Origin of the sequence: Bacillus coreaensis (assembly GCF_050586445.1) — a bacterium.
In the GTDB taxonomy this organism is placed as follows: Bacteria; Bacillota; Bacilli; order Bacillales; family Cytobacillaceae; genus Robertmurraya_A; species Robertmurraya_A coreaensis.
In genome coordinates, this window is the sequence record NZ_JBOCCY010000010.1 from 63,677 (window position 1) to 78,579 (window position 14,903).

The 14,903-nt window shown below is 37.8% G+C and carries 19 protein-coding genes; 15 read left to right on the forward strand and 4 right to left on the reverse strand.

The genetic code is table 11. The annotated features are described in order from the left end of the window. Window position 1: 1 nt before the first annotated feature. The 5 genes from ACQ5H4_RS15610 (at window position 2) to ACQ5H4_RS15630 (ending at window position 3,832) form a co-directional block, all read left to right on the forward strand. A complete protein-coding gene (locus ACQ5H4_RS15610) occupies window positions 2-817 on the forward strand; it encodes an ABC transporter permease (RefSeq protein WP_430775932.1) in 816 nt (271 codons plus the stop codon). Beyond that, on the forward strand, window positions 818-1,612 hold the full coding sequence (locus tag ACQ5H4_RS15615) for an ABC transporter ATP-binding protein (RefSeq protein WP_430775933.1): 795 nt from the start codon (window positions 818-820) through the stop codon (window positions 1,610-1,612). A gap of 28 nt (window positions 1,613-1,640) precedes the next feature. After that, window positions 1,641-2,354 carry an urea amidolyase associated protein UAAP1 gene (locus ACQ5H4_RS15620; RefSeq protein ID WP_430775934.1) on the forward strand — a complete coding sequence of 238 codons (714 nt, stop codon included), beginning with the start codon at window positions 1,641-1,643 and terminating at the stop codon, window positions 2,352-2,354. Window positions 2,355-2,383: 29 nt separating this feature from the next. Beyond that, window positions 2,384-3,034 carry a DUF1989 domain-containing protein gene (locus ACQ5H4_RS15625; RefSeq protein WP_430775935.1) on the forward strand — a complete coding sequence of 217 codons (651 nt, stop codon included), beginning with the start codon at window positions 2,384-2,386 and terminating at the stop codon, window positions 3,032-3,034. Window positions 3,035-3,106: 72 nt separating this feature from the next. After that, window positions 3,107-3,832, forward strand: a complete 726-nt coding sequence (locus tag ACQ5H4_RS15630) for a LamB/YcsF family protein (protein WP_430775936.1) — start codon at window positions 3,107-3,109, stop codon at window positions 3,830-3,832. A gap of 218 nt (window positions 3,833-4,050) precedes the next feature. Here the strand turns inward: ACQ5H4_RS15630 and ACQ5H4_RS15635 are convergent, their stop codons facing one another. Next, window positions 4,051-4,722, reverse strand: a complete 672-nt coding sequence (locus ACQ5H4_RS15635) for a DUF1129 family protein (protein ID WP_430775937.1) — start codon at window positions 4,720-4,722, stop codon at window positions 4,051-4,053. Continuing rightward, window positions 4,700-5,050, reverse strand: a complete 351-nt coding sequence (locus ACQ5H4_RS15640; protein WP_430775938.1) for a PadR family transcriptional regulator — start codon at window positions 5,048-5,050, stop codon at window positions 4,700-4,702. Before ACQ5H4_RS15640 ends, ACQ5H4_RS15635 begins: the two co-directional genes overlap by 23 nt. 231 nt (window positions 5,051-5,281) lie before the next feature. Between ACQ5H4_RS15640 and ACQ5H4_RS15645 the strand changes: the two genes are divergently transcribed. The 3 genes from ACQ5H4_RS15645 (at window position 5,282) to ACQ5H4_RS15655 (ending at window position 6,531) form a co-directional block, all read left to right on the forward strand. Next, entirely contained in the window at window positions 5,282-5,617 is a 336-nt protein-coding gene (locus tag ACQ5H4_RS15645) for a zinc ribbon domain-containing protein YjdM (RefSeq protein WP_430775939.1), read from the forward strand. 148 nt (window positions 5,618-5,765) lie between these two features. Next, window positions 5,766-6,134, forward strand: a complete 369-nt coding sequence (locus ACQ5H4_RS15650; RefSeq protein WP_430775940.1) for a hypothetical protein — start codon at window positions 5,766-5,768, stop codon at window positions 6,132-6,134. A gap of 196 nt (window positions 6,135-6,330) precedes the next feature. Beyond that, window positions 6,331-6,531 (forward strand): cold-shock protein, encoded by a 201-nt coding sequence (locus ACQ5H4_RS15655; RefSeq protein ID WP_430775941.1) that lies wholly within the window; start codon window positions 6,331-6,333, stop codon window positions 6,529-6,531. A gap of 108 nt (window positions 6,532-6,639) precedes the next feature. Here ACQ5H4_RS15655 and ACQ5H4_RS15660 read toward each other — a convergent pair whose 3' ends face one another. Together ACQ5H4_RS15660 and ACQ5H4_RS15665 are read right to left on the reverse strand one after the other, a co-directional pair. Continuing rightward, window positions 6,640-8,352: a methyl-accepting chemotaxis protein gene (locus tag ACQ5H4_RS15660; RefSeq protein ID WP_430775942.1), complete on the reverse strand. Its 1,713-nt coding sequence runs from the start codon at window positions 8,350-8,352 to the stop codon at window positions 6,640-6,642. Between the two features lie 160 nt (window positions 8,353-8,512). Continuing rightward, on the reverse strand, window positions 8,513-8,893 hold the full coding sequence (locus ACQ5H4_RS15665; RefSeq protein WP_430775943.1) for an SET domain-containing protein: 381 nt from the start codon (window positions 8,891-8,893) through the stop codon (window positions 8,513-8,515). Window positions 8,894-9,051: 158 nt separating this feature from the next. Here ACQ5H4_RS15665 and ACQ5H4_RS15670 point away from each other — a divergent pair, with 158 nt between their 5' ends. The 7 genes from ACQ5H4_RS15670 to ACQ5H4_RS15700 all read left to right on the forward strand — a co-directional run bounded on the left by ACQ5H4_RS15670 (window position 9,052) and on the right by ACQ5H4_RS15700 (window position 14,865). Then, window positions 9,052-9,438, forward strand: coding sequence for a hypothetical protein (locus ACQ5H4_RS15670; RefSeq protein ID WP_430775944.1), 387 nt, complete (start codon window positions 9,052-9,054; stop codon window positions 9,436-9,438). Window positions 9,439-9,584: 146 nt separating this feature from the next. Next, window positions 9,585-9,983, forward strand: a complete 399-nt coding sequence (locus tag ACQ5H4_RS15675) for a hypothetical protein (protein WP_430775945.1) — start codon at window positions 9,585-9,587, stop codon at window positions 9,981-9,983. Between the two features lie 5 nt (window positions 9,984-9,988). Continuing rightward, window positions 9,989-11,269, forward strand: a complete 1,281-nt coding sequence (locus ACQ5H4_RS15680; protein ID WP_430775946.1) for an ammonium transporter — start codon at window positions 9,989-9,991, stop codon at window positions 11,267-11,269. A 97-nt stretch (window positions 11,270-11,366) separates the two neighbouring features. Continuing rightward, window positions 11,367-12,176 carry a DUF2935 domain-containing protein gene (locus ACQ5H4_RS15685; RefSeq protein ID WP_430775947.1) on the forward strand — a complete coding sequence of 270 codons (810 nt, stop codon included), beginning with the start codon at window positions 11,367-11,369 and terminating at the stop codon, window positions 12,174-12,176. A 135-nt stretch (window positions 12,177-12,311) separates the two neighbouring features. Beyond that, complete coding sequence (locus tag ACQ5H4_RS15690; RefSeq protein ID WP_430775948.1) at window positions 12,312-13,214, forward strand: AEC family transporter; 903 nt, start codon at window positions 12,312-12,314, stop codon at window positions 13,212-13,214. Window positions 13,215-13,290: 76 nt separating this feature from the next. After that, window positions 13,291-14,340, forward strand: a complete 1,050-nt coding sequence (locus tag ACQ5H4_RS15695; protein WP_430775949.1) for an aromatic acid exporter family protein — start codon at window positions 13,291-13,293, stop codon at window positions 14,338-14,340. Between the two features lie 114 nt (window positions 14,341-14,454). Then, complete coding sequence (locus tag ACQ5H4_RS15700) at window positions 14,455-14,865, forward strand: NUDIX hydrolase (protein WP_430775950.1); 411 nt, start codon at window positions 14,455-14,457, stop codon at window positions 14,863-14,865. Window positions 14,866-14,903: the final 38 nt, after the last annotated feature.

Genomic DNA, 14,903 nt, shown 5'->3' on the forward strand with positions numbered 1-14,903 from the left:
AATGAATCTACCAAAAAATAGAACCATAAGAAGCTTAACTTCTATACGTGAAGACGTACCAAAAAAATGGTATTTGTTTGGAGTATGTATCACCTTTCTATTACTTTTCCTTTTCTGGGGTGGTATTAGGTTTATTAACATCGTTGACGAAGTTTTCCTTCCAACCCCAAATGGAGTGGTACTTTCGTTAGCACAATCTTTTGGAAGCGCAGAGTTTTGGGAGCATATTGGAATAAGTGTGTATCGTGTATTTATGGGGTTTTTACTGGCTTGTTTGATTGGTATTCCGCTTGGGATATTGGCTGGAACCTTTAAATTCGCAGAATCATTTATTTTACCAATGTCAGAGTTTATCCGTTATATGCCTGCAGCAGCCTTTATTCCTCTAATTATGGTCTGGGCTGGAATTGGGGAAACAGCCAAAATTTTGGTTATCTTTATTGGTTGTTTCTTTCAGCTTATCTTGATGGTGGCTGATGATACTAATCGTATTAGCAAAGATTTGCTTTACGCATCTTATACTCTTGGTGCGAACCGAAAGCAGGTGATTTTTAAAGTCATTATCCCTGCGTTACTGCCAAAACTCATGACAACTCTACGTCTGATTATGGGGTGGGCTTGGACATATTTAGTTGTTGCTGAGCTGGTGGCAGCGAATAATGGACTTGGCTATTTCATCATGAAGGCACAGAGATTCTTAGATACAGAGTCTATCTTTGTAGGGATTATTGTCATTGGACTATTAGGGCTGATCATTGATAGAGCATTTGCGATCGCGAATAAAAAGTTATTTCCTTGGGTGGAAGGTGGGAATTAAATGGTGACTATTGTACAGCCAAAAGTAGTAGTTGATCCGGTTGACATTGAAATTGAAATCAGTGGATTATCAAAAATCTATGAAACGAAAAACAGCACGTTCCAAGCTTTGGAGGATGTTTCTTTATATGTGAAAAATGAGGAGTTTGTTTCCATTTTGGGACCATCTGGCTGTGGGAAATCAACCATTCTTCGTATATTAGCTGGTCTAGAAGAAGCAACTTCTGGATCAGTTAAAGTAGCCGGTGAGGAAGTACAAGGTCCAAGTGTCAAGCGAGGGATGGTTTTCCAATCTTATACTCTTTTTCCATGGTTGACTGTTCGTGAGAATATTGAATTTGGTTTGAAGCTAAAAGGTGTTAGCCCGAAGGAACGGAAAGACATCTCAGATAAATACTTAGAGCTTGTTGGCCTTGATCGATTTGCCAACTCTTTTGGAAAAGAATTATCAGGTGGCATGAAGCAGCGTGTCGCCATTGCCCGTTCGTTAGCAAATAATCCAGAGGTATTGTTGATGGATGAACCGTTTGGGGCACTTGACGCACAAACGAAGCAGTCCATGCAGCAATTGCTATTAGATATATGGAAAAAAGAAAAAACAACGATTGTCTTTATTACCCATGACATTGATGAATCGATCTTTCTATCCCAACGAATTTACGTAATGGATGCTCGTCCTGGAAAAATTAAAGAAGAAATTAATGCCGATCTTCAACTATTCAAGAATGGTGAACTAGTAGAAGTGGACCGATTTATGAAACTTAAGAAACATATTATTACGCTACTCAAGCATTGATGATGTGGATTAAAAGGAGGAAATTAGGATGACACATATTTGGTGGACCATTCTTTCTCCTGGTGGAAAATGGTCTGGGTTTATAAAACGAGGGAAATGTATTCGTTTTACTGCACGTGAGGAAGGTGCAAATGTATCCATTCTTTTTTATAATGCAAGGGAGTTAACCGAGCGCTATGTCATGTCCGATACATTAAAGTCTCAGTTTACAAGCCATTTAACAAAAGGTCATGTTCTGTTAAGTGATAATGGCCGAGTGTTAGCAAGTTTTGTAGAAGATAGTGTGGGCTGGCATGATCCGATCGCTGGATGTACGACTCGTGAGAAAACAGATGCTAAATATGGAGTAACGACCTATCAAACTCAGCGAAACGAGTGGTTTCGAAGTGGGCGAGAAAACTTGATTACCGAGCTTGCACGAAATGGCTTAGGGGCACGTGATCTAGTACCAGCGGTCAATTTATTTTCTAAAATCACTACAGATGAAAATGGCCAATTAACCTTTCAAAAAAACCATTGTCCTAGAGGTGCTACCGTTACTCTGAGAACGGAGATGGATCTTTTAGTTGTCCTTTCTAATACACCCAATCCTCTAGATCCAAAGACAGAGTTTCCATCTGTCCCTGTTAAAATGGAGGTTTCCTCTTCACAAATAGTAGAAGAGGATGACATATGTGTTAACCATCGTCCAGAAAATCGACGTGCATTTGAAAATACTTGGGCGTATTACGCTTTATACTAATACATTTTTCGAAAAAGGAGGGTCAAACAATGCCTGTTCTAACGAAAGTGGAAAGTTCCCGAGATACGAAGGATGCAATATATAGCGAAACCATTTTGGCTGGGAAAGGATTTATGCAAAAGCTGCTACCCGGACAAGTAATAAGAATAGAAGACGTAGAAGGAAATCAATCAGTGGATGCTTTGTTTTATGATGCGGACAATCCAGACGATCACTATAGCACTGTTTTAACCATTGCAGAGCAGGAGAATATGTACCTTAAGACCGGTTCGACCCTACTTGCGGAATCAGGTAAAAAACTCGTCACTATCGTTGCAGATACGGTGGGTTGCCATGATGCTTGGTTTAGTTTTTGTTCTGCCCAAAGCAATACGGTCCGCTACGGTCATGATAAGATTGATATGCATAACTGTCGTGATACTTTTTTGCTTTTGATGGAAGAAAATCAAGTGGGATATACAAAAAGAGATCTACCGCCAAGCGTAAACTTCTTTTGTATTGTACCTTTTACTAAGGATGGTGCCATTGAATTCGTTGATGGTATTTCTGCTCCTGGAAGCTATGTTGAGCTAAAAGCTAAATGTAGCACAATGGTTCTTCTTAGTAACTGCTCCCAGCTGAACAATCCATGCAATGACTACAATCCTACGCCTATTAAAGTCTATATCTGGGAATCGTAGACTGTGAGTTTTCTTAAATGGCTTTTTTAACGGAAGTGTAATTCATAAAAGGGAGGAATTGTTCTGGAGAAATTGATTGATTTAAACTGTGATATGGGCGAAAGCTTTGGCCTGTATAAGTATGGTGCTGATGAGGAACTAATGCCATTGATAAGCTCGGCTAATATTGCGTGTGGTTTTCATGCAGGGGACCCACAAGTTATGCGGGAATCTGTTGAGTTGGCCGTTCAATATGGTGTAAGGGTGGGAGCGCATGTAGGATTACCCGATAGATTAGGCTTTGGGCGTCGTGAAATGAAAGTGAAACCACAAGAGATATACGATTATACTCTTTACCAGCTTGGAGCTCTTGCTAGTTTTTTACAAAAGAGTCATACAGCATTGTCTCATATTAAACCGCATGGTGCTCTTTATATGATGACAGCTGAAAAAAGAGAGTTGGCGGAAGTAACGGTGGAAGCCGTTTTGGACTTCAATCGTGATATTGAGATCTATACCTTGCCTAATTCAGAGCTGTATCATGCGGCGAAGGAAGCAAACTTAAACGTAGTGAGCGAATATTTTGCTGATCGGCCGTATGTAAATAATTATGTGAAAATGTTTGGCTGGACGTTAGAGGAAATCGGACAGCCAAACACAATGGCCCAAAGAGCGTTGCAGTTGTTGGAGGAAAGCCCAGTTGAAACCATTTGTGTGCATAGTGATACGCCTAATGCACCAGCAATTATGAGATCGGTTCGAGAAGCCTTATTAGAAAATGGCTGGCAAATAGGAAGGAAATCGTTAATAGTTAAGTAAGTTGAAAATGCCTTCTATATGAAGATAATAAACAAATAACAAGCACCAAAGTATAATTGCTAATATGAGAAGTGAGTGTTTTACTAGTTTCTTCATAATATTAGTTTGGAAAGTAATGTTAGAAATATTCCATGCTACATGAGGTTTTTTTACTGTTACCAAGATAGCATATTTAAAAGGTGTCAGACATTAGATAGGTTCTGACACCTTTTACTTATCTAGGCCTCAATTTTTTTCACTCTATACCCTGCGATCCATATGATGATACCGCATAAAAGGGAAGCCCACCAAGAAAGGGTAAAGGAAGGTCCAATCTCTGGCATCAGTTTGCTTGCAACAATGATTAAAGCCATTGATACACTCCCAAAAATACCAGCCTTTATCATATCCTTTTTATTATTCGGCTTTTCAAGGAAGAGTGAGTCCTTAATAATTTTAAAAATATACCAAACTCCAAAGGAAATACTAGCTAATATAACAACAAGAACAATGATAGAGGTAAGAGGATACACCGTCATTGTTATCTCTTTGAATTGAGATCCGATCAGAATAACGATAGAACGTATGATTAACATATAACTTACAATATTTAAAACGAGCCCACTTACGAAAGGAAGTACTTGACGCTTTTTTTCCTTAGGGAGATTTTCGATAATTTCATCAGCGTATTGCTTAGGGTTAGCACCAAAGATATCTTTAGCTGTTTTACCTTCGTTTTGAGCCTCTAATAAATGGTCGAGCATTTCCATTAACACTTCCTCGGACTGTTGCTCTGATAGGGTTAACTGCAGTCGAATGTATACTAACATGTCACCATAGTATTTTTCGTTTTCTTTTGTTAACCTTTCACGCTTTCGATTATTTTCTTCAATCAGTTGCTTTGCTTTCATTATTATTCCTCCTTTGAAATAAAGAATGAACGGGAAGAAAAACCTGCTCCCACTCTAATGTGATGGTTTCTAGCGCCATTTTTCCAGCATCTGTTAGATAATAATACTTTCGATTCGGACCAGATTCAGACGGCTTCATTTCTCCATGTATGAGGCCATTTTTTTGAAGACGAAGAAGAACAGGATAAATGGTTCCTTCACTCACATCACTTAAACCAATGTCTTGAAGCTTTTTAGAAAGTTCATAACCATACACCGTTTCCTTCTCAATGACCGCTAATACACAGCCATCCATAATCCCTTTTAATAACTGACTTCGAAAAGACATAAAGCATACCCACTTCCTGGTACTTTGCATAACAAGGTAGCGTTAGAAAAAATAACTACTTTGTTATACATGGTAGTTATCTTTATTGTAAGTAATTGGTTTTTATTTGTCAATGTGGAAAAAAATCCTTGCTGTTTTTTAGTTATATTTACATGTATAGACGCTTGTTTTTACGAAGACAATTTGGCAGTATAAGAGAGGGTTGAAACTAGTTTGATCGGAGGAATACAAATGGCTAACTTGCCAAATTGTCCAAAGTGCCAATCGGAATACACATACGAAGATGGTACATTATATATTTGCCCAGAGTGTGCACACGAATGGACAGCAGAAAGTGAAATAAGTGAAGAGCAAATGGTAGTGAAGGATGCAAATGGGAATGCACTAAAAGATGGTGACACTGTTTCAGTTATTAAGGATCTAAAAGTAAAGGGATCGTCATCAGTGATTAAGATCGGTACGAAGGTGAAAAATATTCGTCTTGTCGAAGGTGATCATGATATTGACTGTAAAATTGATGGGTTTGGCGCCATGCAATTAAAATCGGAATTTGTAAAGAAAATATAGTATAAGAATTGATTGATTAATGCCCTATAATACATATTTGTGGTATTTACTGGTTATAAAAGGATATACTAGTAGGAAGGGAACATCCATATGGTCTTCTAGTTCTCATTTGTAGAAGGCAAGAGACCCTTAGGAAGGATGGCCAAAAATGACAGTAATCGGTTACCAAGCTCAAGTAGCAGATGGAATTAGAAAAAAAGGAATCAAAAGAATGAACTCCTTTTTTAAAACACCTGAAGAAGCAGTAGAAGAGGCTTTTTCTTTAAAGGAAAAGTTGGATTCAAGATACAAAAATAAAATCAAGTGGGATTATAATAAGAAAATTACAGGTACACTTGAAAAAATGAAGATACTTAAGGGGTATTTAGATGGAGATGAAGATTCTAGTGCTTTTTATCTTCAGATCACTACCTCAGAGATCCAGAGAAATTTAATATTAGCTACACCTAGTAAGCCCAAAAAGTTTACTGCGAAGGACAAAAAAGTGATGACTAAAGTAACTAAAATATTTGTATAATTGATTTCCTATGTGGTTGGAGAATATATGTAATTATTACTTATCATTGTTTTATTGCTCATAACCTGTTATTCTTAGAAAGAATTATTTTTGTTCGGTCTGTAAGGAAAAAATAGTGAAAGCTTTTTCGCCTTTGATTTCTCATTGAGCAATGATAGTATTATATTGTGGAGTATTCCACGCAGGAGGAAACAACATGCAACAAGGTACAGTAAAATGGTTTAATGCAGAAAAAGGCTTCGGTTTTATCGAGATTCAAGGTGGAGAAGATGTATTTGTTCACTTCTCAGCGATTCAAGGTGAAGGATTTAAATCTTTAGACGAAGGTCAAAAGGTTACTTTTGATACTGAGCAAGGTCAACGTGGACTTCAAGCTACTAACGTAAATAAAGCATAAATATCATATTAGAAGAAACAGATGGTAAAATAACCATCTGTTTTTTTTATATCTTTAATATAAATAAGTGGTGCTAAAACCTTTAAGGTTTCAGCACCACTTGTATCATTATTCATACACTTTAAATGTATTAACCATTGCTTGAAGGTCTTCAGCCATTTTAGCTAATGAATGTGCGGAAGCAGTGATTTCTTCCATAGAAGCAAGCTGTTCCTCAGCTCCAGCAGCCACCGTTTGGGAACCTGATGAAGATTCTTCGGTTTTCATAGAGATATCAAATATACCCATGGCAACCTGCTCCACGCTTGAAGATAACTGCTTAACAGCTGCAGAAACTTCAACCGATTGTCTTGATACGTCCGCTGCAGAATGAAGAATTTTCTCAAAAGATTTACCAGTATCATTAATTAGTACAAGACCAGTTTGTACTTCTGTTGTACATTTATCCATTGATACAACTGCATTGGAGGTACTGCTTTGGATATCATGTATTAAATGTGTAATTTGTTCAGCAGAACGACGAGATTCCTCAGCTAATTTTCTTACCTCATCAGCCACCACAGCGAAGCCTTTTCCATGTTCCCCAGCTCTAGCAGCTTCAATCGCTGCATTTAAAGCAAGTAAGTTTGTCTGGTCTGATATTCCGGAGATAACAGCTAAGATTTTCTCTATCTCAGAAGAACGTTCTCCTAAGTCCTTAATAATACTAGATGACGTTTGTACGGTTTCGTTGATAGATCCCATTTGATCTATGGTTTTCTTAAGTGCGATATTTCCTTTTTCTGATTCTTCGGTTGTTACATTTGAATGATCAGAAACTTGCGTAATCGAATCGGCAATATTTGTAATGCCAATTGCCATTTGCTGTGTTGAAACGGAAACAACTTCTGTACCCTTTACAGATGCTTCACCGTTAGTCGCCATAATTGAACTAGCTTCAGCAATTTGTTCTGCGGCTTTATTTGTTTCTTCAGCACTTGCCATTAGCTGCTCAGATGAGGCTGCTACTTGGTCTGAAGATTCACGAACCATCATAATTAGGGATTTAATTTGTGTAATCATTTCATTAAATGATTTTGCCAGGGAACCTATTTCATCTTTCGAATCGTAGTCACTTTGAACGGTTAAATCTCCATTTTTGGCTTTTTGCATTAGGTATTCCATTTGTTTAACTGGTCCGTAAATCAATTTAGAAATCATCCAACTAATCACAACAAAGATAATTAACGCAACTGCAATAAATATAATCATAGTAAGCGAAGATGTACTAATAAAGTTCTTATTTTCCTCATTTACGTTCTTTGCTTCTGTTCCGTTAATTTCTATTAATTTTGTATAATGCTCGTTAATCTCATTTAAAATCGGTCCAGTTTCTTCTGTGTATATTTCATAGGCATCAAAATTTTGATTTTTTAAAGTTAGAGTCACTATTTTCTCTTTAGATTCTTGAAGACTTTGTGCTAGGTTATTAACCTTTGAAATGAGTTCAATCTCTTCTTTGTTTGTTGTTTTATACGTTTCTCTAATTTCACGATTCATTTGAAGTTTTGCTTCCATATCGTCTATTAACTCGTTTTTATGGCTTGTATCCCTAGAAGCCATAAGTTCTACTAGGTTGGTCTGTACATCCTGAGAATTTGTTTTTAATAAGCTAACAGTTTGAATGGGTTGAAGCTTCATCTCATACAAATCTGTAAGTTTATTCCCCATGGTTCCAAGTTGGAAAAACCCCATTCCCCCTACTGTTAAAAGGCTTACAAAAGTAATTGCAGATAATAAAAGCATTTTTTGTACTATTTTTAAATTCTTTATCCATTTCATCGATGGTTGCTCCTTTTGTAGTTTAATATTTTTCGATGAATTATACGTTCTTATTTGTTATCGGCATTTAGTCGCAATTAGTTAATACTTTTTTACTAGTACTTTTGTCAAAATAGTTAACAAAATGAAAAAAGTCTCAGAAAACTGAGACTTTTCGCTTTTATTTCTCTTCATTAAACCAAAGTGGATCTTGGTTATCTTCTTCACCATTGTAGTTTATTAGCACTTCTTCTCCAGCTTTTATATCTTTGTAAGCATAAAAATCAAATGTATGATTTGGAAAGTTGATTTCATACGTTGCATTTGGGTCATACGAATGGTTGAACAGCATACCGTATCCAAGTAGGAGGGCGGAATGATTGATTCCATACTCGAAAGCATAGTCCGCGAGAAGCGTTTTTTCGATATGTTCGTGCTGGTCATTCGGATAAGGTATAACAGGTGCCTCATGGATTAGTTCACCTTTTTTAATATCTCTTGTTGCAAATACGCCTCTATTGAGTTCTCCATCACTGAGTGTAGAAGTTCTTATCTCAATCACAGTTGTCACCTTCGCCTTCGTTTTTGTCTTTCATCTGATTGTATCAGTGTTGTCTGTAAAAAGGAACCTTATCGCTCTATTTGCCCATACGTATGTCCACTTAGGTGCATACAGTAAAGCAGTAGGACAAATATGTAAGAAAAGAGGTAGATTGATAAATGACTAATAATCGAAATATATACGGTGGTGGACATCATCATGGAGGACATCATCACGGTGGACATCATCATGGAGGACATCATCACGGTGGGCATCATCATGGAGGACATCATCACGGTGGACATCATCATGGAGGACATCATCACGGTGGGCACCATCATGGAGGACATCATCACGGTGGGCACCACCATGGAGGACATCATCACGGTGGACACCACCATGGAGGATACTATGGTGGTGGGTTTGGAGCTGCTCCATTAGCTGTGGGTCTGCTTGGTGGACTTGCGGCAGGAGCTTTAACTCAAGGAGCAGGTTATGGATATGGCTATCCAACAGCTACACCTTATCCGGCTTATAATCCATATGGTGGTTATCCGTATTATTAATAAAAGAAAGCGCCTGTTATTGAACAGTCGCTTTTTTTTGTCTATAAAAAAAATTGAACAAAATTCCAATTAATTTCTGTATACAAATTCTTTTAATATTGATATTATGTAAGGAAATATAACATTAATATGTTAGGAGAGTTTACGTGATTGTTCGAGATGAATTAAATCGGTACTTCCATTTTTCTTCTTCTGAGATTACGAGTATCCTTCAACGAATATTGTTGACGAAGGAACAAGAAATACATGAGTTAAAAAATAAAATTACAAAGTATGAAGAGAAAAGACGAGCTGAGGATGCGTTTTATCAATCCTTGTCTCCTGTACGAAAGTTTTTTGCAAGCCGTCCGCCGAGTCACCACCAAGCGGTTGAATACATTGTTCATGTAAAAGATCGTTTGAAGCAGATTGACACACTGAAACAACGAATCTATGAAATTAACATGGTCATTCGCCAATGTGAAGAAATAATGAGTGGTGAAGAACTTGAACTATCAAGTGTGATAACGGAAGACATTATCAAGCAGAAGAAAGTCGAGGAGTAGTAGTGATGACGATTGAAACATTGAGCTCAGGGTTAGATACGATATGGGTCGTGTTAACTGCTGCAATGATTATCCTCATGGAGGGTGGCTTTGCTCTTTTAGAAGCTGGCTTTGTTCGGCATAAAAATAATGTAAATATTATCATGAAAGTTTTTGTTGATATTACAATTGGTGCACTATGCTTTTATCTAGTTGGTTTTGCTTTTATGTACGGTAAAGATGCATGGGGATTGATCGGAACAAGCGGCTTTGCGTTGTTAGGGGATCTGTCTCATATCCAGCTTTCCATCTCTCTTGATACGTTCTGGTTATTTCAAGCGGCCTTTGTTATTGCTGTAATATCCATTGTTTCAGGTGCAGTGGCTGAGAGAATTAATTTTCGTGCTTATATTCTTTATGCGATGATCATGACAGCTGTTATTTATCCAATTGCAGGACATTGGGTATGGGGTGGAGGCTGGATAAGTGAGCTAGGAATGCTTGATTTTGCTGGAAGTGCTGTCATACATGCTCTCGGTGGTTTTTCAGCTTTGGCGGCAGCTATGTTTATCGGTCCGCGAAAAGGGAAATTCACTTCTTTGGGGACGAGCACAATCGCGTTACCGAGTAATATTCCTTTAGCTTCAGTAGGAGCGTTTCTACTTTGGTTTGGATGGTTTGGTTTTAACGCAGGAAGTACATTAAGCGGTACGGATGCAAGAATTGGACATATTGCGATTGTGACCATGTTATCAGCTGCTTCTGGAGGGGCAGCAACGCTTTTATACACCCTTTTCCGTTACAAGCGTTCGGACGCACCTGCAGTAATTAACGGTTCATTGGCAGGACTAGTTGGAATAACAGCAGGATGTGCGTTTGTTAGTGATCAAGCAGCTATTTTTATAGGCGCAATATCTGGATTATTGATGTTGTTTGCTACCAATTGGCTAGAGTCACGAAAAATTGATGACCCAGTTGGAGCGTTCCCGGTACATGCTGTATCTGGTATGTGGGGAACAATCGCGCTTGGCTTGTTCTCGACAGAAGGGGGCCTTTTTTATGGTGGGGGCTGGAATCTACTGGGAGTTCAAATGTTAGGATTAATCGTTTTATGTATCTGGGGATTTGTAATGACCTGGCTGGGTCTTTCTCTTATTCGTCTATGGATACCTGTTCGTTCCACAGAAGAGGAAGAAGAGATGGGATTAGATATTAGTTACCATGGGGTGCTAGCTGCTTATCAGGAACACGAATTTATTAATTATCAAGATCACTATACAGATTTTTCAAACAAGAAGGCTGATTAAACAAAGTCTCTATTACATTGGTAATAGAGACTTTGTTTATGTTAGTTATTGGTCAAGTAACATTCTCATATATTGAAAAAAAAGAGAGGTGAATGCTTTGGCCAAGAACTTTCGTCAAGAAGCACTATTTGAATTGAATTTTTGGTTACAGGTACTTGGAGATCATGCACGATTTATCCATGATTCTTTAGCACCGTCGGAAACTCAATACATCAGCCAAGCGAAGAACTTCATTACGATATTTGATCAACTATTAACGATTTCACGTAGACAGCCTGCTGGTGAGGAACTTATGCAGCTGCTACATAGGGCCAATCAAGCAGGAACAGAGATTAAAGAACTGAAACTCACCTTAGTACGAGAGCATTTGGTGGGAGAAGTGAAAATTACTTTACCACCATCTTTTCTAAGTCATATGGTCAATGAACTAGAAGAGGCACTGAGAGTATTCTCATTTTTTCTAAAAGGGGAAATCCCTCCAACTGTTCATCCATTACATCATGATTTATTGTGGCTATTAGATGCCGCAGGACATGCGGGGGCCATAGACGCCAATTTAGATCGTGTGGAAAAGAAGCTCAAAGAAAAAGGGCGAGAGTTCACAAAGGACTGGGAGGATTTTTATATAAAGGCTGTTGAGATGGCGGGTTACTTGCGTGCGAATGTGTATTCTTTCCCCGCATTAAGTCGTTTTCACAAAGAAATTGAATTAGAAATGGAAATCTTCAAAAGCTTTTTAAGAGAATTAGAGGAAATGGAATTAAATAAAGAAACACTCGGAGTATTAACACCTCTTATGGCGGATCATATGGCACGAGAGGAATGTTATTATTTAATGAAGATTGCTGAGACAACAGAAGTGAAGGATCCTAATTGCGATCCAACCAAACCAAGGACAACAAGTTAGGATGATTGAATAGTCTCTAGTCTTTGACTGGGGGCTAATTTTTGTTCTCATAAAATTATTTTTTCAGAAAAAATGTTTGCGCTTCCATAATGTATAATGGAAATATTCAAAAAAATGACAAAGTGGAGCTGGCTTATGGAACTATTATTTGTTGTACTATCAGCTTTATCTGTAATCGGAGTAGGGTATATCGGTCAAAGAACTATTGGATTTGACCGGAAGGCGATTTCAGCCATGGCATTATATTTAATGCAGCCTTTTTTGGCATTTCGAACCTTTTATACTAATGCAATTACCCTGGAATATTTGTATATCCTACTGTTTTGTGTGCTTCTTTGTATAGGTATGATTGTGATTGTTCAAATTACAGCAAAAGTAAAAAAATTACCTAATTCAAGGCGCTCTGCCATGGTGCTTTCAGGAGTATTTATGAATAGTGGGAACTATGGTGTCCCCATAATCTTACTTGCTTTTGGTAACATGGGTGTGGATTATGCTGTTATCATGATGGTCATACAATCCTTCCTTATGAGTACAATCGGGGTGTATTATGCTGGTAAAGGAAGCGAGAGAGGATATTCGATTAAAGAATCCATTTTAAATATTTTAAAAATGCCGATGATATATGGATCTGTCTTGGGAATAGTTCTTCAACTCTTAACCTTGCCAGTACCAGATATGATTATGAAGCCTATTGATCTGATTGCCGATGCAACCATTCCAACCATTATGCTTGTCTTGGGTATGCAACTGGGAGCCATAACAAAGAAGAATGTTAGTATCGGGGACGTTTCTACAATTATGATTCAACGTATGCTTATTTCTCCTGCCTTGGCTTTACTTTTAGTATGGCTACTACCCATAGAAGGAATGCTTGCTCAAGTTCTTATTGTTCTATCGGCCATGCCTTCAGCAGCAAATACCATGATGCTTTCGCTTGAATTTGGAACAGAGCCAGATCTTGTTTCTTATAGTACGTTAGTGACGACCTTGTTAAGTATATTATCAGTTCCGGTCATGTTAATGTTGGTGATGTGAAAAGCAGAACCATAATTTGGTTAATATAGGGAAGAATGAACATAATATAGGACAATAAGAATAAAGGATTGTTATCATGGAGTTCTTTAAAAAGTATAAATTTTTTGGTGGAAGGATTGTTAAAACAGGGATTGCAGTGTTTCTGACTGCTCTTATATGTGATCTTTTGTCTTGGCCTCCAATGTTTGCAGTTATAACAGCGATAGTAACGATAGAGCCCACCGCAGCACATTCAATAAAAAAGGCGCTCGTCCGATTTCCAGCATCAGCACTAGGAGCAGCTTTTTCTGTTTTTTTTAACTTTGTGTTAGGAGATAGTCCTTTTACTTACATGCTCGTAGCAGTACTGACAATTATCGTTTGTTACAAACTTCGCTTGCACGATGGAACACTGGTAGCTGTTTTGACAGGTGTAGCGATGATATCAACGGTCCATGATCATTTCTTAAGTTCGTTTTTTGTTCGCCTCGGAACAACGGGAATTGGACTAACTGTATCAGCGCTTGTGAATTTTCTTGTAATAAAACCGAATTACTCATTGACCATTAAATCAAAGCTTCATCGATATATAATTGAAACTGGCGAATTAATAGAAGAACGTGGAAAGGAAATTGTGCTTCAACAGCCAATCCATCAAAATACAAAGGTGAAGTTTGAAAAACTTTGGAAGGATATTGAATCTGTAGAAACATTATGTGAATACCAGAAGCAGGAATGGAAGCTGCACAGCATTAAGCGGGAGGACACAAAGGAATATCATTATGAATATAAGAAGTTAAGTACCTTACGGCAAATAATTTTTCATCTTGCGAATCTCATGGCGATTCCTCCACTGAATACGCCAATTTGTAAGGCGAAGTCCGTCCAGTTGATGTTTCATTATATTAAACAAGCACTGCAGGAAAATGAATACCGTATGGATGAAGAGCATCATCAAGTGGTGAAGGAGATTCGGTCTATTTTTAAACAGTGTGTACAAGAAGAAAAGATTAGTCAGTCACATATTGCTCTGCTCTATGAGCTTCTTTCCATACACGATCTCTTAGAGGAGTTGCATCAAATACAATTATTGAAACAAAAGCATCAAAAGTTAAATCAGTATAAAGGTGCTAAAGCCGAAATGTAAGGAATTGCTGGTATAAAATCAGCATTTTTTTATATTCTGAGGGGTGTACTATTTTCTGAAAAATACATATTGTGAAAAAGAGGGAGCTCAATACATTGGATGGAGGTGGAAAAAATGGGAGTTCCGCCAAAGCATATTGTGACAGCCATCGCTTTCGTAAGGAATGATGATAATGAATTACTCTTAATAAAAAGTCCTAGGAGAGGTTGGGAGTTACCAGGAGGACAGGTTGAAGAAGGAGAGTCCATTCAGGCAGCTGCGATACGAGAGACAAAGGAAGAAAGTGGGATAGATATTGAGATTGAAAAGTTCTGTGGGATTTTTCAAAATGTAAAGCACTCCATTTGCAGTAATTTGTTCCTTGGGAAAGTAGTTGGAGGTCAATTAACTACGTCACCTGAGAGTTTAGAAGTGGGTTTCTTTCCGATAGAAAAAGCACTTGAAATGGTCACGTGGAAACATTTTAAGAAGAGAATAGAATATTGTTTAAATGAAGATGTACAGCCTTTCTTTGTTGAGGTTTAATTAGTCTTGTCATCAGTATTCCCTATCAATATGAAAGA

What these genes read in the sequence shown, in the direction of transcription:
- ACQ5H4_RS15635 (WP_430775937.1), bottom strand. Translation starts at nt 4,722, where the DNA reads ATGAAAGCAAAGCAACTGATTGAAGAAAATAATCGAAAGCGTGAAAGG.
- ACQ5H4_RS15670 (WP_430775944.1), top strand. Translation starts at nt 9,052, where the DNA reads ATGACTAATAATCGAAATATATACGGTGGTGGACATCATCATGGAGGA.
- ACQ5H4_RS15615 (WP_430775933.1), top strand. Translation starts at nt 818, where the DNA reads ATGGTGACTATTGTACAGCCAAAAGTAGTAGTTGATCCGGTTGACATT.
- ACQ5H4_RS15645 (WP_430775939.1), top strand. Translation starts at nt 5,282, where the DNA reads ATGGCTAACTTGCCAAATTGTCCAAAGTGCCAATCGGAATACACATAC.
- ACQ5H4_RS15610 (WP_430775932.1), top strand. Translation starts at nt 2, where the DNA reads ATGAATCTACCAAAAAATAGAACCATAAGAAGCTTAACTTCTATACGT.
- ACQ5H4_RS15695 (WP_430775949.1), top strand. Translation starts at nt 13,291, where the DNA reads ATGGAGTTCTTTAAAAAGTATAAATTTTTTGGTGGAAGGATTGTTAAA.
- ACQ5H4_RS15650 (WP_430775940.1), top strand. Translation starts at nt 5,766, where the DNA reads ATGACAGTAATCGGTTACCAAGCTCAAGTAGCAGATGGAATTAGAAAA.
- ACQ5H4_RS15660 (WP_430775942.1), bottom strand. Translation starts at nt 8,352, where the DNA reads ATGAAATGGATAAAGAATTTAAAAATAGTACAAAAAATGCTTTTATTA.
- ACQ5H4_RS15655 (WP_430775941.1), top strand. Translation starts at nt 6,331, where the DNA reads ATGCAACAAGGTACAGTAAAATGGTTTAATGCAGAAAAAGGCTTCGGT.
- ACQ5H4_RS15640 (WP_430775938.1), bottom strand. Translation starts at nt 5,050, where the DNA reads ATGTCTTTTCGAAGTCAGTTATTAAAAGGGATTATGGATGGCTGTGTA.
- ACQ5H4_RS15625 (WP_430775935.1), top strand. Translation starts at nt 2,384, where the DNA reads ATGCCTGTTCTAACGAAAGTGGAAAGTTCCCGAGATACGAAGGATGCA.
- ACQ5H4_RS15700 (WP_430775950.1), top strand. Translation starts at nt 14,455, where the DNA reads ATGGGAGTTCCGCCAAAGCATATTGTGACAGCCATCGCTTTCGTAAGG.
- ACQ5H4_RS15680 (WP_430775946.1), top strand. Translation starts at nt 9,989, where the DNA reads ATGACGATTGAAACATTGAGCTCAGGGTTAGATACGATATGGGTCGTG.
- ACQ5H4_RS15620 (WP_430775934.1), top strand. Translation starts at nt 1,641, where the DNA reads ATGACACATATTTGGTGGACCATTCTTTCTCCTGGTGGAAAATGGTCT.
- ACQ5H4_RS15690 (WP_430775948.1), top strand. Translation starts at nt 12,312, where the DNA reads ATGGAACTATTATTTGTTGTACTATCAGCTTTATCTGTAATCGGAGTA.